The 18,252-nt window shown below is 29.2% G+C and carries 25 protein-coding genes; 5 read left to right on the top strand and 20 right to left on the bottom strand.

Annotated elements, in window-relative coordinates:
- Window position 1: 1 nt before the first annotated feature.
- The 5 genes from CORN_RS01075 (at window position 2) to CORN_RS01055 (ending at window position 3,110) form a co-directional block, all read left to right on the top strand.
- On the top strand, window positions 2–457 hold the full coding sequence (locus CORN_RS01075; RefSeq protein ID WP_066007422.1) for a 23S rRNA (pseudouridine(1915)-N(3))-methyltransferase RlmH: 456 nt from the start codon (window positions 2–4) through the stop codon (window positions 455–457).
- An 8-nt stretch (window positions 458–465) separates the two neighbouring features.
- Complete coding sequence (gene dksA, locus CORN_RS01070) at window positions 466–822, top strand: RNA polymerase-binding protein DksA (RefSeq protein WP_066007423.1); 357 nt, start codon at window positions 466–468, stop codon at window positions 820–822.
- A complete protein-coding gene (locus tag CORN_RS01065) occupies window positions 819–1,802 on the top strand; it encodes a hypothetical protein (protein WP_066007424.1) in 984 nt (327 codons plus the stop codon). Before dksA ends, CORN_RS01065 begins: the two co-directional genes overlap by 4 nt.
- Window positions 1,799–2,725: a tRNA dihydrouridine synthase gene (locus CORN_RS01060; protein WP_066007425.1), complete on the top strand. Its 927-nt coding sequence runs from the start codon at window positions 1,799–1,801 to the stop codon at window positions 2,723–2,725. Before CORN_RS01065 ends, CORN_RS01060 begins: the two co-directional genes overlap by 4 nt.
- Window positions 2,726–2,786: 61 nt before the next feature.
- Window positions 2,787–3,110 (top strand): hypothetical protein, encoded by a 324-nt coding sequence (locus tag CORN_RS01055; RefSeq protein WP_066007427.1) that lies wholly within the window; start codon window positions 2,787–2,789, stop codon window positions 3,108–3,110.
- On the opposite strand, the gene recO is transcribed toward CORN_RS01055, so the two are convergent.
- The 20 genes from recO to CORN_RS00955 all read right to left on the bottom strand — a co-directional run bounded on the left by recO (window position 3,091) and on the right by CORN_RS00955 (window position 18,250).
- Window positions 3,091–3,705, bottom strand: coding sequence for a recombination protein RecO (recO, locus tag CORN_RS01050; RefSeq protein WP_066007432.1), 615 nt, complete (start codon window positions 3,703–3,705; stop codon window positions 3,091–3,093). The two genes, CORN_RS01055 and recO, sit on opposite strands and share 20 nt — an antisense overlap.
- On the bottom strand, window positions 3,706–4,218 hold the full coding sequence (locus CORN_RS01045) for a cysteine hydrolase family protein (protein ID WP_066007436.1): 513 nt from the start codon (window positions 4,216–4,218) through the stop codon (window positions 3,706–3,708). It abuts the gene before it with no gap.
- The gene (locus CORN_RS01040) at window positions 4,211–4,972 is read right to left on the bottom strand and encodes a PP-loop family protein (RefSeq protein ID WP_066007438.1); all 762 of its coding nucleotides are present in this window, start codon (window positions 4,970–4,972) and stop codon (window positions 4,211–4,213) included. The genes CORN_RS01045 and CORN_RS01040 overlap by 8 nt, the downstream gene beginning before the upstream one ends.
- Complete coding sequence (locus CORN_RS01035; protein ID WP_066007439.1) at window positions 4,969–5,655, bottom strand: 5'-methylthioadenosine/adenosylhomocysteine nucleosidase; 687 nt, start codon at window positions 5,653–5,655, stop codon at window positions 4,969–4,971. The genes CORN_RS01040 and CORN_RS01035 overlap by 4 nt, the downstream gene beginning before the upstream one ends.
- Entirely contained in the window at window positions 5,652–6,572 is a 921-nt protein-coding gene (fabD, locus tag CORN_RS01030) for an ACP S-malonyltransferase (protein ID WP_066007441.1), read from the bottom strand. The genes CORN_RS01035 and fabD overlap by 4 nt, the downstream gene beginning before the upstream one ends.
- On the bottom strand, window positions 6,572–7,153 hold the full coding sequence (locus tag CORN_RS01025; protein WP_066007443.1) for an FKBP-type peptidyl-prolyl cis-trans isomerase: 582 nt from the start codon (window positions 7,151–7,153) through the stop codon (window positions 6,572–6,574). The genes fabD and CORN_RS01025 overlap by 1 nt, the downstream gene beginning before the upstream one ends.
- Window positions 7,154–7,166: 13 nt before the next feature.
- Complete coding sequence (locus CORN_RS01020; RefSeq protein ID WP_066007451.1) at window positions 7,167–8,156, bottom strand: tetratricopeptide repeat protein; 990 nt, start codon at window positions 8,154–8,156, stop codon at window positions 7,167–7,169.
- Between the two features lie 10 nt (window positions 8,157–8,166).
- A complete protein-coding gene (gene pal, locus CORN_RS01015; RefSeq protein WP_066007459.1) occupies window positions 8,167–8,652 on the bottom strand; it encodes a peptidoglycan-associated lipoprotein Pal in 486 nt (161 codons plus the stop codon).
- A gap of 69 nt (window positions 8,653–8,721) precedes the next feature.
- On the bottom strand, window positions 8,722–9,921 hold the full coding sequence (gene tolB, locus CORN_RS01010; protein ID WP_066007461.1) for a Tol-Pal system protein TolB: 1,200 nt from the start codon (window positions 9,919–9,921) through the stop codon (window positions 8,722–8,724).
- Entirely contained in the window at window positions 9,918–10,697 is a 780-nt protein-coding gene (locus CORN_RS01005) for a TonB C-terminal domain-containing protein (RefSeq protein ID WP_066007463.1), read from the bottom strand. Before CORN_RS01005 ends, tolB begins: the two co-directional genes overlap by 4 nt.
- A 3-nt stretch (window positions 10,698–10,700) precedes the next feature.
- Window positions 10,701–11,087 carry an ExbD/TolR family protein gene (locus tag CORN_RS01000; protein ID WP_066007465.1) on the bottom strand — a complete coding sequence of 129 codons (387 nt, stop codon included), beginning with the start codon at window positions 11,085–11,087 and terminating at the stop codon, window positions 10,701–10,703.
- 3 nt (window positions 11,088–11,090) lie between these two features.
- Window positions 11,091–11,651 (bottom strand): MotA/TolQ/ExbB proton channel family protein, encoded by a 561-nt coding sequence (locus CORN_RS00995; protein WP_066007466.1) that lies wholly within the window; start codon window positions 11,649–11,651, stop codon window positions 11,091–11,093.
- Entirely contained in the window at window positions 11,651–12,043 is a 393-nt protein-coding gene (atpC, locus tag CORN_RS00990; RefSeq protein WP_066007473.1) for an ATP synthase F1 subunit epsilon, read from the bottom strand. The genes CORN_RS00995 and atpC overlap by 1 nt, the downstream gene beginning before the upstream one ends.
- 2 nt (window positions 12,044–12,045) lie before the next feature.
- Entirely contained in the window at window positions 12,046–13,443 is a 1,398-nt protein-coding gene (gene atpD, locus CORN_RS00985) for a F0F1 ATP synthase subunit beta (RefSeq protein WP_066007484.1), read from the bottom strand.
- A gap of 14 nt (window positions 13,444–13,457) precedes the next feature.
- On the bottom strand, window positions 13,458–14,342 hold the full coding sequence (gene atpG / locus CORN_RS00980; RefSeq protein WP_066007486.1) for an ATP synthase F1 subunit gamma: 885 nt from the start codon (window positions 14,340–14,342) through the stop codon (window positions 13,458–13,460).
- 9 nt (window positions 14,343–14,351) lie between these two features.
- On the bottom strand, window positions 14,352–15,857 hold the full coding sequence (gene atpA, locus CORN_RS00975) for a F0F1 ATP synthase subunit alpha (RefSeq protein WP_039617356.1): 1,506 nt from the start codon (window positions 15,855–15,857) through the stop codon (window positions 14,352–14,354).
- 9 nt (window positions 15,858–15,866) lie between these two features.
- The gene (locus CORN_RS00970; protein ID WP_066007488.1) at window positions 15,867–16,388 is read right to left on the bottom strand and encodes a F0F1 ATP synthase subunit delta; all 522 of its coding nucleotides are present in this window, start codon (window positions 16,386–16,388) and stop codon (window positions 15,867–15,869) included.
- Entirely contained in the window at window positions 16,388–16,900 is a 513-nt protein-coding gene (locus tag CORN_RS00965) for a F0F1 ATP synthase subunit B (protein WP_066007496.1), read from the bottom strand. The genes CORN_RS00970 and CORN_RS00965 overlap by 1 nt, the downstream gene beginning before the upstream one ends.
- A 9-nt stretch (window positions 16,901–16,909) precedes the next feature.
- Window positions 16,910–17,335, bottom strand: a complete 426-nt coding sequence (locus tag CORN_RS00960; protein WP_066007497.1) for a FoF1 ATP synthase subunit B' — start codon at window positions 17,333–17,335, stop codon at window positions 16,910–16,912.
- Window positions 17,336–17,398: 63 nt separating this feature from the next.
- The gene (locus CORN_RS00955) at window positions 17,399–18,250 is read right to left on the bottom strand and encodes a ParB/RepB/Spo0J family partition protein (protein ID WP_066007498.1); all 852 of its coding nucleotides are present in this window, start codon (window positions 18,248–18,250) and stop codon (window positions 17,399–17,401) included.
- Between the last annotated feature and the right edge of the window lie 2 nt (window positions 18,251–18,252).

Raw genomic sequence — 18,252 nt, 5'->3', positions numbered from 1 at the left:
AATGCAAATCAATATTTTTAGTATTCAAAAAAACAATAATAATGAATTTAGCAAAATAGATGAGTATTATACTAAACTCATTAAAAAATTTTGCGACTTTAATGATATATGCATTTTTAATAATAAAATTAATCAAGCACAAAACATCAATGCCACAGAAGCAAAAAAGTCCTACACAAATGCATTAACTCCTTATATAAAAGGTTTTTGCATAGCTTTAGATGAAAGAGGCAAAGAGTTTACAAGCGTAGAATTTGCAAAATTATTACAAGATAAAAATGGAATTTCTTTCTTTATAGGTGGTGCTTATGGCTTTGAGCAAGAATTTATTGCACAAATGCACACAAGTATAGCTCTTAGCAAAATGACTTTAATACATAAATTTGCTAAAACCATGCTTTTAGAACAAATTTATCGTGCATTTTGCATTAACACAAATCATCCATATCACAAATAGGAGCGTTTATGCAAGAATTAAATCTTGAGAATTTCAAAAACATATTACTTCAAAGACAAAAAGAAATTTTACAAGAGCTTCAAGGTAATATAGATAATATCCACAATCTACAAGATAGCGAACCTAGAGATGAAGTTGACTTACAACAAATTGATAATAGCTCTCATATTGATTTTAAAATTAATGAAAATTTAAAAGCTGAGTTAGAAGAAATTAAACATTCATTAAGCAAAATAGATAACAATACTTATGGTATTTGTGAGTACTGTGAAGATAATATTCATCCTGAAAGACTTAAAGTAAAACCTCACGCAAAATACTGTATAAATTGCCGTGAAAATCTAGAAAAAAGGAAAGAACTATGAAAATAAGATTATTTTTCTTTGCAAGCTTAGTTTATCTTTTAATCATTGTAGCTTTAGTTTATAATCTAAATTTAGGAAATTACACTTTTACAATTTCTACTTTTGAATTAAATTTACCCATTAGCTTATGGGTAATTTTACCTGCATTATTTTTAATGATACTAGCTTTAACTCATATGAGTTTTTATGGTTTTTTAAAGCATTTGCAATATAAAAATCTTATTAAAGATAGTAAAAATTATGAAAATTTTATTGTTGATATTTTTTTAAAAAAAGTAAGTAAAATTAAATTTAAAACTCAAGAATTTCAAAACATAGCAAAAAACACTCAAGCTCTTTATTTTAAAGAAAAAATTCAAAATCCAAAAATAGATGATATTGTAGATATTTTAGAACAGTTAGATAAAAAAGAATTTGTAGAATTAAAAAAATACAAACTAGATCCAAATAATGAAATTTTCATTCTAAATGAAAAAAATCATTTCCAAAAAGATAGTGATTATGCTTTTTCTTTTATAAAAAATAAAGATACTTTAACAAATGAGTTAGAAATTTTTGCATATAAAAAAGTGTTGGAAAATGCGCCATATAGCCAAATCAAAACACTAAAAATACAAAAAAATCAAGATGATATTTTATTACTTTTGCATAGATTCGAAAAAGAAAGCTTAGAATTAAATCATGCTGAAATCGAAGTTTTATTAAGCATAAATTCACTAGATGAAGCTGCTTATTTGCAAAGTACCAAAATACTTTATAAAAAAGTAGAACCTCAAGTATTAATCGCTTTATTTAAAAAACTAAAAGACAATCAAACTCAAGCCTTAAGGGCTTATTTTTATACTTTAGCAGAATTTGGTATGTATGATGAATTGCTTAATGAATTAGGAAATAATCAAAATGAGTATAGAGACTTTAGACTCTTGCTCTTTTTAAGAGAACATAATAAAAAAATAGAACTTGATAAATTTATACAATGATAGATTTTAGCAAAAAGCCTTTATTTTTAGCTCCTATGGCAGGTTTTTCAGACTTGCCTTTGAGAAATTTAGTTAAGCAATTTGGTGCAGATATAACCATTAGTGAAATGATAAGCTCTAATGCTTTAGTATATGAGAGTTCAAAAACTCTTAAAATGCTAGAAAAAGCTGAACTTGAAAATCCTTATATAGTTCAAATCGCAGGTTCAAATGAAAGCGTGATTCAAAAGGCGGTAGAAATTCTAAATCGCTTTGATTTTATAGATGGGATTGATTTTAATTGTGGTTGCCCTGTAAATAAGGTTATAAAACAATGTGCAGGTAGTGCTCTTTTGCAAGATCTTGATAAACTACAAAGAATTTTAGAACTTATCAAAAAAACAAGCAATAAAAAACTAACTAGTGTTAAAGTAAGATTGGGATTTGATAAAAAAGATCCTATTGCTATTGCTAAGGCATGCGAAAACACTGGAATAGATTTTATCAGTATGCATGGTCGCACTAGAAAACAAATGTATAGCGGAAATGCTGATTATGAAGCCATAGCTTTAGCCAAAGAAAATATCAAAATTCCTTTAGTTGCAAATGGTGACATTAGTGCAGAAAATGCTAAAGAGGTATTTAAAATAACAAATTGTGATGCCTTGATGATAGGGCGTGCAAGCATAGGAAAACCTTGGATATTTCATGAGATAAAAACTGGCAAAAAAATCGATAAGGTCATGAAAAATAAAATCATTTTCACGCATTTTGAAGAAATGCTAAAACACTACAAAGAGCAAGGTATAAGTATATTTAGAAAGCACTTACATGAATACTCTAAAGGCTATGAAGATGCTTCTAATTTTAGAGATTGTGTTAATCGTATTAATGATGTAGAAGTTATGCGAAAATATATTCAAGAATTTTTCAACAGGGAATGATTTTTGCTTATAAGCTACCAAGCAATATGAATGAAGAGATACCATAAAACAAGGAAGGTTCATGGCAGCTCATATCAATTCAAAGGGGATTTACAAAGCATTAGGTGGCATTAGAACAAGTGCAAATAATTTAGCAGCACATGCTTCAAAGCTTAATAATCAAAGTTTAAATTTCGAGCAAGTTTTACAACAAACACAACCAAAATGTATAAGCACTTGCCTACAAAGTTCTCAAAAACAACTTGGAAATTTGCTTGAAGATATTAAAAATAGCAAGGAAGCTATTATAAAAAATACACATATTGATAGTGCAAATATCATCGCAAAATTAAGACAAGAGGCTATTATGATGTATGATATTACTCTTAAAAACCCTCTTTTATGATTTTGTATAAATTATCAATATATTCATCGCTAAAATGCGATGAATTAAATTTTTCATAAAACTTTATAAGGTCTTTAGTTTTAAACTCGTAACCAAAAGCACATTTTCTATGTGCAGGCAAAAAAGCTCTCACTAACACCACATCTTCTTTTATATACTCATCACATAAAAAGCATATAAAACTCTTATGCAATCGTCCTTCAAAGCTTAAAATTTTCAAATATGCATCTACTATTACACGTTTACAGTCTTGTTTTTCAAAACGTTTAGCACAATCTTCTAAAAGCTCAAAATAAAAATTATCAATTTCTTCAACATCTTTTAAATGCCAATAAAAAAGTCTAATAAATTCTTGCCAAAAAAACATTCTCTCTCTATCTAAAATCCAAGAAAAACCAATGTGTAAAACATCTTTTAAACGTGGTAAAAACCTTGAACTTTCCTCAAGCTCAAAATCAATCTTATATCCACTTAGAATATTAGAATGCCTCATTCCATAAAATCTATAACTTTTAATAACCCTTTTAGAACTCAAAAGATAGACAATCAAATCCTCATCTTTTACACTCTGAGTGTGTAAAATATACCCTTGCATTTATAGAAGCTCTATACCATAAGCTTGTAAAATTTCATAAGCGTTTTTTTCTAAAGATTCGCTAAAACTTGTAGTAGCATTTTTATGCAAAATAATTTTAGAATTAGGAGTAGCACTTTGTGCTAAAATAATATTACTAAACACACAAATATGTGAAACCAAACCGCAAAACTCTATACTACTATAATAATTTTGTTTTAAAAAATTAGCTAATTCTAAACTCCCAAAAGTATTTTTGTAAAATATTTTTTTTGCATTTTTTAAATATATGTCAAAATCATTTGGCATTTGCCATCCTAAAGTATCCTTAATACAATGACAAATAGGTAAATTTTTTCCTTCTTGGGTTTTTAAATAATTCTCATCATGCGTATCAAAAGTAAAAACAATATCATCTTGATGATTTTTTAAAAGAGTAAGAATATTATCTTTTATCTTGGTAGCTTTTTCAAAACCTAAGCTACCACTGATAAAATCATTTTGATAATCAACAACCACTAAAAGTTTAGTCATTATCCTTAACCATGAAAAAACTATCCGTATGGATATTTTCAAATGCAGTTTTTAAGCTTGTAAATAATTTTGGATTTTCTTTTTCTAGATTTGCCAAAAGCTGCTTTGCTTCTTCTCTAGCATGAGGAAATTTGACATTTTTTTCACTTAATTTCATACCAGGACAAAATTCATTACCAATAACTTCTAATTCATTATTAATAGCATTTTCTCTTAGCTGTCTTTCCCTTACAAAAATCAAAGGGCGGATAACTTCTACACCTCTTTTACTTTTATATTTTGGAGCTAAACTCCTAAGAGCACCATTATAAATAAAATTCATAAAAAAACTCTCTACCGCATCATCTAAATGATGAGCTATAGCCAATTTATTATAGCCATTTTCCAAAGCATAAGTATATAAAGCACCACGCCTCATTCTTGAAAAATAGCTACAAAAACTCGAATTTTTTCTAATAGTATCACCTGAAATTTCATAAATATTAGAGTTAATTATTTCATGTTCAATATCATGTTCTTTGCAGTGATTATGAAGTTTGGTATAATCTTCACCCATGCCATAACTTAAAGTTACTGCTTTAAATTCGAATTTAAAAGGAGCATGTGCTTGCATACGTTTTAAAAGATGCGCTAGAGCTAACGAATCTTTCCCACCACTAAGCCCCAATAAGACTTTATCGTTATCTCCTATTAAAGAAAACTTAGCATTAGCCTTTGCTACTTCTCTAATTAATTTTTTACTAAGATTTATCATAATTTCTCACAAATTTTTAAGACAAAATTAGCTGATATTTTTGCTGATTTTTCTACAAATTCATCAAAATCAAATTCCGCTTTTTCACCTGCTTTATCACTCATTGACCTTAAAATTAGACATGGAATTTTTAAAGCATCACACACCAAAGCTACGCTAGCTCCTTCCATCTCACAAGCATCTGCATTAAAAATCTCTCTAATTTTTGTCTTTTTATTCTCATCACAAATAAACTCATCGCCTGTGGCAATAATACCCGATTGCAATTTAATATTAAGTTCTTTAGCAACTTCTATGGCAAGATTGTTTAACTTATCATCTGTCTTTATAAAAATTTCATTACCAGGAACATAACCAAGTGGGTGCCCAAAAGCAGTGATATCTAAATCATATTGAGCTAATTTTGTAGCATAAATTAAATCTCCTATTTCTAAACTAGGATTAAAAGCACCAGCCACTCCTGTAAAAAGCAAAAACTCGGCTTTAAATTTTTCTATCATAATGGTCGCACTAAGAGTAGAATTTACCTTTCCTATCTTAGAATAAGCAATAATCAATTCATGGTTTTTATATTTTGCAAGATAATAAGTATTATTCGCATATTCAATTGTTTGATATTCTTTTAATACTTCTAATAAAGGAGTAACCTCTTCAGGCATAGCTCCTAAAATAGCTATTTTCATTTAATTACCTTTAAAATTTCATCAATATCTTCTATTTTACTTAAAGCATAAGTTTCTTTTTGAGTGATTTTTTTATTTAGACCTTTTAATACATTTGCACCAAATTCAATATAAAAATCTACTTCACTATCTATTGCTTTAATACTTTGTTTATAAAGAACAGGTTTGACAAGCTGATCACTTAAAAGTGCTAAAGCTTGGTTTTTATCATTATATGCTTTAGCGTTGACATTTGATACTACATTTTCAAAATTCTCTTTCAAAATAGGCTCTAATTCTTTTATAAGCTTTAAAGATGCATTTTTCAATAATGGACAATGACTAGCAACACTCATATTTAAAAGCATAGCTCTTTTTGCACCAGCATTTTTAAATTCACTCTCATAAAAAGCTAAGTCAGCCTTTAAACCTGCTACTACAATCTGTCCATCGCAATTATAGTTAGCTGCAAAAATATTTTTTCCCTCACTTAATGCCTTTTGACAAAGATTCTCTACTACTCTATCTTCAAGTCCTAAAACTACCATCATACCAGCCTCAATTTTAGAACAATCTTCTTGCATAAATTGACCACGTTTATTGACAAGCGCTATTACATCTAAAAAGTTAAATGCACCTTGAGTTGCTAAAGCACTAAATTCTCCTAGCGAATGACCTAAACTATACTTAGCCTCTATATTCACTTGTTCTTTTAAAGCTTCATAAGCCATAAGTGAATTTAACACTATGGCCATTTGTGTGAATTCGCTTTTATTTAAATTTTCATTTTCTTCAAAAAGTAAATACTTAAAATCAAGTTTACAATATTCACTTGCATGATCTAATAAATCTTTTGCTTTGGATGAATTTTTATAAAAACTAAGTCCCATACCAACACTTTGAGAGCCTTGGCCTGGGAAAATAAATGCACTATTCATTAATGACCACCGCAGCAACCGCCGCCACCATGTCCGTGGCCACCACAACATCCGCCACCGCCATGTCCGTGATGGTGATCATGATGATGTCCTCCACCACATCCACAACTTTTACTTCCTGCGATTATACCTGTTAAAATTTCATCTTCACTCGCAGCTCTAACATCTACAATATTTAATGAAAACAACAAATCTTTTCCCGCGTAAGCATGATTATAATCAATGGTAACTTCATTATCAGTAATTTCTCTAACAATCACTCTTACTGTATTACCATCTTCACCTTCACCAAAAAGCTCCATACCAACTTGCAAATCAATCCCTGCAAATTGCTCTTTTGGTAAAGTTTGCAAAGCATTTACATCATACTCACCTAAGGCATTTTCTTTTTTTATCACAATATCAACATTGCATGGTGCATTAAGTTTTTGAATTTCCTCTTCCAATCCTTCTAAAATTTGACCCTTGCCTAAAATAAAAGAAATAGGTTCAGCATAAATATTTGACTCTAAAACTTCATTAGTATTTGCATCTTTTAACTCATAAAACATTGAAACTACACTATTTTTTTCTATAGCCATTTTTTCTCCTTTTTTATTTTCTATCTGGTGAAACTTTTGCTTCAGGACTATCAGGATAAGCTGTCTTTAAAGCCTTGTAAAATTTATTAGCACTTTTAGGATCTCCAACCTTATCTAAACTAATAGCTGTATGATAAAGCAGTTTTGGTACATAATCACCCTTAGTGCTTATAGCAGAACTTTTTTTATAAAATCCCAAAGCACCTGCATAATCTTGCTGTTTATATCTTATCTCTCCAAGCCAAAAAGTAGATCTAGCAGGTTTATAGTGAATACTGATTAGATATTCAAATTTTTCTTTTGCATCTTCAAATTGATTTTTATTAGTTTCATCAATTGCTTTTTTCAAAATTTCACTAGATTGTAATTTTTTCCAACTATCATCTTTTTTTTCAATCACTTCTTCTTGAGTTTCATTTATGTCTTGAATAACTTCTTGGGTTTTGTTATCATCCTTTACAATAGGAGCAATAGGAGTAACTTTAGCCTGATTTTGTACTCTAGTTATTTCAGATTGAAAAAAAGTTATGGTTTGATTCATATCTTCTTTGGAAATATAATCATCATTAATCTTATTGATTAAAGTTGTAATTTCACCTAAAACCTTTTGAATTTCTTGGTAATTTTTTTCTTGAATTTGTCTATTTTCTTCAATATAAGCTCTTAAGTTTTGAATTTCTTGAGTAATATTTGCATCAAAATTTTGATAGTTTTCTTCCAATGAAAGCAATTTTGTATTAGCTTTTGAATACTGAGCATTTAATCCCTCAGTAACGCTTTGCAAACCTTCTATGTTTTCTACTGCTGTATTTATTTTACTTGTTAAATTTGTATAATATTCATTTAAAGCTTTTAAGCGTTCTTGATTTTCATATTGTAATTTTTCATTTTGGGTTAAACCGTAAGGTGTTTTTGTATCTACTTTTCCTGCATCAAATGCTGAAATTTCAGCGTGTAAAAAAGTAGCTCCTAAAAGAGCTACTGATAATAAGTTTAATTTCATTTATTTAAACTTATTTTGCAATTTTAAATTCTGCACGACGATTTTGAGCATCGCATGCTTTTGTTCTTTCAGTACATACAGGATTAGTTTCTCCATAGCTCTTAACGCTAATTCTTTCTGCACTAACACCTTGAGCTATTAAAGATTCTTTAACTGCCTTAGCTCTTTTTAAACCTAAAGCTTGGTTATATTCATCAGTTCCCCACTCATCGCAGTTTCCTTCAACTACGATTGCAGTATTTGTAGTTTCTTTATTGAAGATTTCAGCATTATTTGCAACAACTTTTTGCATATCTTTTCTAATATTAAATTTATCAAAATCAAAATATACATTTGCAATAGAATTTAAAGATTCAAGATTTTCAAATCTATCTGAACCACCACTACCTTTTGAACCGTCTACACTACTTGAGCTACTTACACTAGTATTTTTTGTAGCACATCCACTTACAATAACAGCAAATGCAGTAATTGAAGCAAAAATGATTTTTTTCATTGCTTTCCCCTTTTTTATTTATTAAAAAATCATACTTAATTATAACAAAAAAAATGCTATTTTGATATTTTACCAATCAATTGATTGAATTTTACCTACTTTTAAACCATAATGAAAGGCTTTATTTGCATTAATTCTAATAACTCCTAATGCACTTTGAGAACCCAAATATTTAATAAACACAACGCTTTCTCCATCACTAGAAAATCTTGGAAAAAGATTTTTACCATTTGCAGTAAGTTGCCTTATATAATCACTTTGAGTTGACATTAAATAAAGATTAAAAACTCCACTTTGGTTTATTTCCCTACTAGAATAAACCATATAATGTTTATAGGTAGAAACAGAAGAATTATTCTTACCATGAAAAACAACTTGTTCTGTTAAATTGGACTCTAAATTTTGCATAAAAATATTTGGATAACCCAAACGATCAGATACAAATACAATTTTCTTATCGTCATCCACAAAATTACCATTTACATCAATACCCATATAGTTTGTAATTTGTGTCAGATTTTTTGAATCCACATCATATAAATATACATCAGGTTGGTCTTTTGGTGCCATGGTTAGTAAAATTTTTTTACCATCATCACTCACATCAGAAGCAACCATCATACCTTTACTAGCAATGATTTTTGTGATATTTTTATTTTTCATATTATACTTATAAAGTGTTGGAATTTCATCTTCATAGGCAGTAAAATAAAATACATTTTGCTCTTTATTTGCCCATTTAGGAAACAAATTTAAACCTTTTGAAATCAATACTTTTTGATAAGTTAAAGTATAATCTGCTAATAAAATATCACTTTGCTTATTACCTTGAGTTCTAGCTATTAAAATTTTATGATCCATCCAATCAACCGGTGCAAAGCCTAATTTTCTATTCATTTGAGCAACACTTCTATGTGCTAAAAATGGATACTCTTCAATAGAAAGAATTTGCTCATAAAATCTTGTTTTAGTTTCATTTGTGGCTAAAATTTCAACATCAATATCTAAAAGCTTGCCATTTTTATTTAATATATAAGAAAAAATATAATCACCTTGTTTTTCATCTTGAGTTATCTCAAAATTTGAACTCACTTTTATATCATTAACAAGCATGTTGTAAAAACTTTTTTTAAGATCTAAATCATTTAAATTAGATTGATCTTTAATATAAATTTTAGGCAATTGCATACCTTTATTAACAACAGATATTGTTGCATCTTGTCCAAATAATACTGAACAAAAAAATAAAAATACTAATAGTTTTTTCATTGTTTCTCCGTTTTAAACTCAATTATATCACTAAGTTGCATTTTGATTTTTCTTATTTTACCATTTGGAGGTAAAGTTATGTATCTTCCTTCTAAATTTTGTAAAAATTCTTTTGCCTTTTTATCAAAATTATCACTATAAGCACTAGTGGTGCTTAGCAGATAAAAATATCCACTGCTATCGATCACAAACTCTACTTCTATACTTAAATTCCCGCTAGGGTTATAAATTCTCCATCTATCTTCAAGATATTTTCTAACAGCACCCAAAAATTGATCATAAACACCTATTTTTTGCTCTATAATAGATTGTCCTAATTCTTGATTAATTTGCAAATTTTCATTAAGTTGTTTAGAAAAATCATTGATTTTTTCTCTTTGAGTAAAAGTTGGTTTTTTTGATGGCATAGAAGATTGTACTTTTGTAGTTTTTTCTTCTTGATAATCTTCTATTTTTCCAAATAACTCATTAAAAACACTTGCCCGTTGTTCTATATTTTGCGTATTGACGCTTTTATTTGTAGTGTATTTTTGTAAAAGATTTTCCTCGAACAAACTTTGTAAATTTTCTTTTTGCAATTCTTGCATCATATTAATTTGATTTTGATTTATACTATCTCCAAGCTCTATATTAATAAAACTATTAGGATCATCGGTATACTCAATAGCTTTTGGCTTATATTCAATTAATTTAAAAAAAATCAAGAAAACAACAAAAAAATAAACTAAAACTGCATAAATAAAGGATTTAAAATTATGTACAGAATTCTCTTCCATTTTCTACTCAGTTTGCAAAGCAACTTTTTGGAAACCTAAATGTTTCATTGTTTTTAAAACACTCATTACATCATCATACTTTAAGTTCTTATCTGCCCTGATAAAAACTGTTTCTTGAGTATTATATTGGACTTTTAAAGCATTCATATTGTCTGCGAAACTTACAAAATTGAATTTATCTTTTCCTATAAAAATTTCTTTCTTTGCATTAATTGTTACAATTAAGCTTTTAATATTTGGAGCACTTGAGGTTTTTTGCGAGCCTTGAGGAAGCTGAACCTTTTCTTCATATGTGATACTTGGCGCAGTCACCATTAAAATAGCAAGCAAAACGAGCATAATATCAACCAAAGGTGTAATATTTAGTTCAGGTTTTTCTTCTAAAAACATTAATTATGCCTTTGTAGAACTTACTAGTACCTTAATTTCGCTATCTAAGATATTAATCAACTCATAAGCCTTACGCTTGATAATCAAATGAAAGCTATATGCAGGAATTGCAACCAAAATTCCACAACCAGTAGCTACCAAAGCTTCACTGATTTTAGGAGCAATAATACTTAAAGAATTTTGCATTTCTAAACCACCAAAGGTTTCAAGTATAGAAATTACCGTACCAAAAAGCCCTATAAAAGGAGAAGTTGAGGCTATAATACTAAGCCAAGTTAATCCTATTGTAGCTTTTTTTTCTACAGAATTTTTATAAACATTCATTTTAGTTTCATCAATTTCTACACATTTTTTCAAAATTGATGCACTTTGACTTAAATCTTTTTCCCCTCTCATTAAAGCTTCTAGGGCTTGACCTTCATTTTGAGTCCATTTATTAATAAGTATTAATCTTGAGAATAAAATACTAAAACTAAATATAAAATACACCGAAAGCCAAGCCAATACAATATAAGTGATTAAGCTTGTATTTTCAAAGAAATGAAAAATTGCTTGAAAATCCACTATTTTTGCCTTACATTATTATCCATCTTAGCAAAAGTAGAAGCTAGAGCTACACTATCACTACTCATAGATTTGATTAAATCTTTTGCTTCATCCAATCTTTTAGCTATTTCACTATCACTATTTCCACCAACCCATACAGCACCTTTTGCTAAAACACTTACTTTAGTTTCAGATACTTTTGCATGACCTGAATCAATAGCAACCAATTCATGAGTTGAATCTGATTTTTCTATATCTATAATTCCCGCTTTTAAAGAAGAGATTAAAGATGCATGTCCTTTTAAAACACCAAATTCACCTTCACTTCCAGGAAGAACAATAGATTTTACATTATCATTATAAATCATACCAAGAGGTGTTACCACCTCTATATGTATTAAGTTATCCATTATTAAGCCTTAAGTTTTTCTGCTTTTTCAATCACTTCATCAATTCCACCTACCATATAGAAAGCATTTTCTGGTAGGTGATCGTATTTTCCTTCCAAAATACCTTTAAAACCTGCTATTGTATCTTCTAGGCTAATATATTTACCAGGACTTCCTGTAAATACTTCAGCAACGAAGAATGGTTGAGATAGGAATTTTTCAATTTTTCTTGCTCTTTCAACAATTAATTTATCCTCTTCACTTAGCTCGTCCATACCTAAAATAGCAATAATATCTTGCAAATCTTTATATTTTTGAAGCACTGACTGCACTCCACGTGCTACTTTATAATGCTCTTCACCTATAATTTGTGGATCAAGCATTCTTGAAGTAGAATCAAGTGGATCAACAGCTGGATAAATACCTTTTTCAGCAATTGATCTATTTAAAACTGTAGTTGCATCTAAGTGTGCAAAAACAGTTGCTGGAGCAGGGTCTGTTAAATCATCTGCTGGCACATAAACTGCTTGAACTGAAGTAATAGAACCTTTTTTAGTTGAAGTAATTCTTTCTTGGAATTTACCCATTTCACTAGCTAAAGTTGGCTGATAACCAACAGCTGAAGGAATTCTTCCTAAAAGTGCTGACATTTCTGAACCTGATTGAGAGAATCTAAAGATATTATCAATAAACATCAATACATCAAGTCCCATTTCATCTCTAAAATACTCAGCCATAGTAAGACCTGTTAAAGCAATACGATTTCTTGCCCCTGGTGGCTCATTCATTTGACCATAACATAATGCAACTTTATCTAAAACATTACTTTCTTTCATTTCATTATAAAGATCATTACCTTCACGTGTTCTTTCACCAACACCTGCAAAAACCGAATACCCACTATGTTTAAATGCAACATTGTGAATTAACTCCATAATAATAACGGTTTTACCAACACCTGCACCACCAAAAAGACCAACTTTACCACCCTTAGCATAAGGAGCCAACAAGTCAACTACCTTAATACCTGTTTCAAAAATTTCACTTTTTGTACTTTGCTCTTCGAATGGAGGAGGATCTCTATGAATTGACCAATGTTTATCAAAATTAATCTCTTCACCCTCATCAATTAAATCACCCGTTACATTAAAAATTCTTCCAAGAACTTTTTCACCCACTGGAACACTAATTGGGTTACCAGTTGCTTCTACTACTAAACCTCTAACAAGACCATCAGTCATATCCATAGCAATAGTTCTTACCTTATTATCACCCAAATGTGCAGCTACTTCAAGAACTAGCTTACACTCTTTTCCTTCTAATTCATAATTAACAATAATAGCTTCATTAATTTGTGGAAGATATTCTTTAAATTCAACATCAACCACTGGTCCTAAAACTTGAGAAATAAAACCTTGCATCATCACTCCTAAATTTATTTCATTGACTCAACACCGCTGATAATCTCTATCAATTCGGTGGTAATAGATTCTTGTCTTGCTTTGTTATAAGCTAAATTAAGTTGTTTAACTCTTGCTTTTGCATTATTGGTTGCATTATCCATAGCTTGCATTCTTGCACTATGTTCAGCCGCCAAAGAATCAACCAAAGAAAAATACATGTTATATTCAAAATAAGTTTTTAACAAGTCGTTTAAGATCTCTTCATCTTCTGGCTCTAAGTCCATTAAAGATTGAGATTCTTGTTCTTCCCTGCTTGCAATAGCCTCCACAGGCAATAAATCATTAATACGAATTTCTTGAGAAATCATATTTTTATAGCCATTATGTATAATTACAACCTTATCTGTTACTTCATTTATAAAGTCATCTACTGCACTTTGGATAATAGCACACGCTTTTTCATAGTCAGGACTAGAACTTGTATCTAAATACTTTTCTAAAATTTCAATATTTTGGAAATTAAAATACTCTATACCTGTTTTACCAATAGCTCTTAGCCTTACTTTGATTTTTTTTACTTTACAATCTTCGAGCATTTCATTTACTGTTTTAATAGTTTTGATGTTAAAACCACCACATAAACCTTTATCGGCAGTAATGAAAATAATATCCATTTTTTCAATATTGTCTTTTTTTCTAAAAAACGGAAGTTTATCATCAAGTCCTTCATATTGGTTAATTTTAAAAGCAATTTCTGACAAAACTTCATCAATTTTTTGAGCAAAAACTTTTGATTTTTTAGCCGCCTCTTCTGCCTTTCTTAATTTGGCAGTAGAAACAAGCTTCATAGCATTGGTTGTTTTTTGTGTATTATGAACACTTTTTATTTTTCTTTTAATTTCTTTTAAATTAGACATTTAAAAACCTTATATATGGTTTGCTTTAAACTCACTCAATGCTTTAGCTAATTTTTCTTCTAAATCTTTATCTAAAGCCTTTTTGGTTCTAATTTGCTCAAAAATTTCTGGGTATTTAGCTTCAATAAATGGGTATAAAGCTGCTTCAAATTCTCCAATTTTTGAAACTGCTATATCATCTAAGTATCCTTTAGTACCCGCATAAATCATTACAACTTGATTTTCAGCTGAAAGTGGAGAATATGGCGGTTGTTTTAAAACTTCAACCATTCTTTGTCCACGCTCAAGTTGTTTTCTACTTGCTTCATCTAAGTCACTTGCAAATTGTGCAAAAGCTTGTAACTCTCTATATTGAGCTAAATCAAGTCTTAATGTACCCGAAACTTGTTTAGTAGCTTTAATTTGGGCAGCACCACCAACACGAGATACAGATAAACCAACATTAATCGCAGGACGAATACCTGAGTTAAATAAATCTGTTTCTAAGAAAATTTGACCATCGGTAATTGAAATAACATTGGTTGGGATATAAGCTGACACATCACCTGCTTGAGTTTCAATAATAGGTAATGCTGTTAAGCTTCCTGCGCCAAGCTCATCACTTAATTTACTTGCCCTTTCAAGTAATCTTGAATGTAAATAAAATACATCTCCTGGATAAGCTTCACGACCCGGAGGACGACGCAAAATCAAAGACATTTCACGATACGCAACAGCATGTTTACTTAAATCATCATAAACAATCAATGCATGTCTTGAGTTATCTCTAAAATACTCGCCCATAGTCACACCAGTATATGGAGCAAGGTATTGCAGTGCAGCAGGATCAGAAGCACCTGCATTTACTACTATGCTATAATCCATTGCGCCATATTCTTCAAGCTTTTTAACTACTTGAGCAACTGTGCTTTGTTTTTGGCCAATTGCAACATAAATACAAATAACATCTTTACCTTTTTGACTAATAATTGTATCAATTGCAACAGTTGTTTTACCTGTTTGTCTATCTCCGATGATTAACTCTCTTTGTCCTCTACCGATTGGAACTAAAGCATCAATTGCTTTAATACCTGTATGTAGTGGTTCATGAACACTTTTTCTAGCCATAATACCTTTTGCTTTTTCTTCTACAAAACGATATTCGCTTGCCTCAATTACACCTTTAGCATCAATTGGCTCACCCAAAGCATTCACAACACGACCTATTAATGCATCACCAACTGGAACTTTTAAAAGTTTTTTTAGTCTCTTAACTGAACTTCCTTCTTTAAGTCCGAGACCTTTTCCTAAGATAACAATACCTACGCTTGATTCTTCAAGGTTAAGCACCATTCCTTTTTCACCGTTTTCAAATTCAACCATCTCTCCAGCCATAGCATTCTTAAGACCATAAACCTTAGCAACACCATCAGCAACTGAAATAATTTTACCGGTTTCTTCTATTTCAAGATTAAAGTCAAATTTTTCAATCCTTTCTTTTATAATAGAACTAATTTCATCTGCTTTAAATTTCATCAAATCTCCTTAAATTGCTTTTAATATATATTCGTTCATTTTAGCTTTTAAGCTTTGCATTGAAAATGAAATTTCATAACCAAGAGCATCTAAGCTAATCTTTACACTATCATTATCACTTATTTTACTATTCAATTTAATTTTTGCATTAAACTTAGCACTAAGTTTTTCTTCTAAATTTCTAATTTCTTCTTCGTTTAGTTGTTCTTTTGAATAAACTTGTCCTAAAAATGTATTTTCTTTTAATGCTTTTTGTTCGCTTAATTCTTTAGTGATTTCTGGAATCAACATCTCCCTATTATTAATCACAATCAAATTCATAAAATTTTTAAAACTACCACTTGGATTATCCAATAAAGAAAGTATAAATTCTAGTTTTTTCTCTTGCTTTACCTCATAAGAATTTAAAATATCTAAAAACTTACTAGATGTAAAAGCAGAACTTAGTTGTAATAAATTAGAATAAAAATATTCAAAATCACTTCTTTCGAGTATTGCTTTTGCATAAGTTTTTGCAATGATACTTTCCATCAAGACACCTTTTTCATCATAATATTTAAAATTTCTTTTTGCTGAAGTTGTAAATTTTGATCTTCGAAAATTTCCTCTAAAACTGCCTGGACAACTTCTTTTTCCATTCTTCTTATTTCATATTCTTTATGTTCTTCGTAAGTTTTTTCTAGAGCTTTAATCTCCATTTTTGTTTCAGCTTCTATTTTATCTGTAATAATCTCTGCTTCTTTTCTTGCAAATGCAACTGCATTAGCGGCTTCTTGTTTAGCAAGATCTAGCTTTTTCATCATTTCTAGTTTATAATTCTTACTTGCAATGAGTTTTTCCTGAATTTCATTCATTTTAGAAGCAATTTTTTCAATTCTTTCATTATAAAAATTTTTTAAAGGTGTTGCTATGAAATAATACAAAATAGCAGCAAATAAAACAAAATTAACCGCTCTTGGAATAATATCATACTCACCACTTCCATTGCCTGCTGCAAAAACATAAAAAGGAAGTGTTGATAATAATACAATTTTTTTTAACATTTATTTTCCTTAAATTTTACTCAAGCTATCTTTAAAGCTTTGTTTAAATTCTGGCATTTTCAAACGCATCTCTTCTTTTAATTCTTTTTCTTTTTCCCTTAAACTTTTAAGAAAAACAAGCATTTGATCTTCTAATTCTCTTTTTCTTGTTGACAATTCTTTTTCTTGTTTTATTTTAGCTTCTTCTATTGCTTTTGCTTTTATTTGATTAATTTCATCTCTTGTTTGAATATGAATTTTTTCCAATTCACTTTCTACATTTGAAATATCATCAGAATTCTTTTTCATTTTTTCTTCATCATTTTTAATAGTTAAATCTCTAGAATCCATAAATTTAATCAAAGGTTTATAGAGTATAGAATTTAAAATTACTATCATAAGCAAAAAAATGATACCAGTGGCTATCATTATAGAAAAATGTACATCATTAAACATTAATACTCCTAAATAAATCTAAATAAAATGCGAAATTATAACAAAATATACCTAAAAACATATTTAATTCAATGTCTTTAAAAATTCCTTAACTTCATTTTCATTTGTAAAATTAATAGTAATTTTTAAATCTCTTATACCTGCTTTTAAACCTAAAGACTCGATTTTGTCTTTCAAATTTACCATAGATTGATATTGTTTATTTGAAATTGTATTTTTTTCTAAATAGTTTGTATTTTTAAAATTTTTAATTAGTTTTTCCGTATCTCTTACATTAAGTTTTTGGCCAATGATAGTATCAACTATCATTTTTTCTTCTTCTTTTTCAAATCCTACTAGAACTTTTGCATGTCCTTGAGAAATTTTACCTTCTATAATAAAATTTTGCGTTTGTTCATTTAAATTTAAAAGTCTTAAAGTGTTAGCAATTTGCGATCTTGATTTATGAATAAGATCTGCTAACTTTTCTTGAGTAATATCATGAATTTCTAATAGCTCTTTGTAAGAATGTGCCAATTCTATAGGATTTAAATTTTCTCTTTGGATATTTTCTATTAAAGCAAGCTCTCTTAATTTTATATCATCAACATTTAAAACTACAGCTTTAATCTGCTCTTTTTTCAAAAGCTTACATGCCCTAAATCTTCTCTCACCTGCTATTAAAATATAATCAAATTCATCTTTTTTAAAAACAACAATAGGTTGAATCAAACCATATTCTTTGATAGAGCCTGCAAGCTCTTCTAAAGCTTGTGTATCAAATTTTTTTCTTGGTTGATAAGGGTTTGGACTAATTAGATCTATATCAATTTCTTCTATTCTGCCTTCATTTGAACCCAACTCTTTTTCATAAACCTCATCAATATCAGCTAAAATACTACTTAAACCTCTTCCTAATGCACTTTTTTTTGCCATTT

The organism is Campylobacter ornithocola, from assembly GCF_013201605.1.
GTDB classification, from domain to species: Bacteria; Campylobacterota; Campylobacteria; order Campylobacterales; family Campylobacteraceae; genus Campylobacter_D; species Campylobacter_D ornithocola.
The sequence above is the reverse complement of the archived record's forward strand: the minus strand, read 5'-3'. Positions and strand labels throughout refer to the sequence as shown.

Excerpts from the sequence above, each read along its gene's own strand:
- atpA (WP_039617356.1), bottom strand. The coding sequence starts at position 15,857 with ATGAAATTTAAAGCAGATGAAATTAGTTCTATTATAAAAGAAAGGATT.
- recO (WP_066007432.1), bottom strand. The coding sequence starts at position 3,705 with ATGCAAGGGTATATTTTACACACTCAGAGTGTAAAAGATGAGGATTTG.
- CORN_RS01025 (WP_066007443.1), bottom strand. The coding sequence starts at position 7,153 with ATGGCTATAGAAAAAAATAGTGTAGTTTCAATGTTTTATGAGTTAAAA.
- CORN_RS01035 (WP_066007439.1), bottom strand. The coding sequence starts at position 5,655 with ATGAAAATAGCTATTTTAGGAGCTATGCCTGAAGAGGTTACTCCTTTA.
- CORN_RS01075 (WP_066007422.1), top strand. The coding sequence starts at position 2 with ATGCAAATCAATATTTTTAGTATTCAAAAAAACAATAATAATGAATTT.
- atpC (WP_066007473.1), bottom strand. The coding sequence starts at position 12,043 with ATGGATAACTTAATACATATAGAGGTGGTAACACCTCTTGGTATGATT.
- CORN_RS01000 (WP_066007465.1), bottom strand. The coding sequence starts at position 11,087 with ATGTTTTTAGAAGAAAAACCTGAACTAAATATTACACCTTTGGTTGAT.
- fabD (WP_066007441.1), bottom strand. The coding sequence starts at position 6,572 with ATGAATAGTGCATTTATTTTCCCAGGCCAAGGCTCTCAAAGTGTTGGT.
- CORN_RS00960 (WP_066007497.1), bottom strand. The coding sequence starts at position 17,335 with ATGTTTAATGATGTACATTTTTCTATAATGATAGCCACTGGTATCATT.
- CORN_RS01005 (WP_066007463.1), bottom strand. The coding sequence starts at position 10,697 with ATGGAAGAGAATTCTGTACATAATTTTAAATCCTTTATTTATGCAGTT.
- CORN_RS00970 (WP_066007488.1), bottom strand. The coding sequence starts at position 16,388 with ATGGAAAGTATCATTGCAAAAACTTATGCAAAAGCAATACTCGAAAGA.
- CORN_RS01045 (WP_066007436.1), bottom strand. The coding sequence starts at position 4,218 with ATGACTAAACTTTTAGTGGTTGTTGATTATCAAAATGATTTTATCAGT.
- CORN_RS01060 (WP_066007425.1), top strand. The coding sequence starts at position 1,799 with ATGATAGATTTTAGCAAAAAGCCTTTATTTTTAGCTCCTATGGCAGGT.
- dksA (WP_066007423.1), top strand. The coding sequence starts at position 466 with ATGCAAGAATTAAATCTTGAGAATTTCAAAAACATATTACTTCAAAGA.
- tolB (WP_066007461.1), bottom strand. The coding sequence starts at position 9,921 with ATGAAAAAACTATTAGTATTTTTATTTTTTTGTTCAGTATTATTTGGA.
- CORN_RS01020 (WP_066007451.1), bottom strand. The coding sequence starts at position 8,156 with ATGAAATTAAACTTATTATCAGTAGCTCTTTTAGGAGCTACTTTTTTA.
- atpG (WP_066007486.1), bottom strand. The coding sequence starts at position 14,342 with ATGTCTAATTTAAAAGAAATTAAAAGAAAAATAAAAAGTGTTCATAAT.
- CORN_RS01040 (WP_066007438.1), bottom strand. The coding sequence starts at position 4,972 with ATGATAAATCTTAGTAAAAAATTAATTAGAGAAGTAGCAAAGGCTAAT.
- CORN_RS00955 (WP_066007498.1), bottom strand. The coding sequence starts at position 18,250 with ATGGCAAAAAAAAGTGCATTAGGAAGAGGTTTAAGTAGTATTTTAGCT.
- CORN_RS01065 (WP_066007424.1), top strand. The coding sequence starts at position 819 with ATGAAAATAAGATTATTTTTCTTTGCAAGCTTAGTTTATCTTTTAATC.
- CORN_RS01055 (WP_066007427.1), top strand. The coding sequence starts at position 2,787 with ATGGCAGCTCATATCAATTCAAAGGGGATTTACAAAGCATTAGGTGGC.
- atpD (WP_066007484.1), bottom strand. The coding sequence starts at position 13,443 with ATGCAAGGTTTTATTTCTCAAGTTTTAGGACCAGTGGTTGATGTTGAA.
- CORN_RS00965 (WP_066007496.1), bottom strand. The coding sequence starts at position 16,900 with ATGTTAAAAAAAATTGTATTATTATCAACACTTCCTTTTTATGTTTTT.
- pal (WP_066007459.1), bottom strand. The coding sequence starts at position 8,652 with ATGAAAAAAATCATTTTTGCTTCAATTACTGCATTTGCTGTTATTGTA.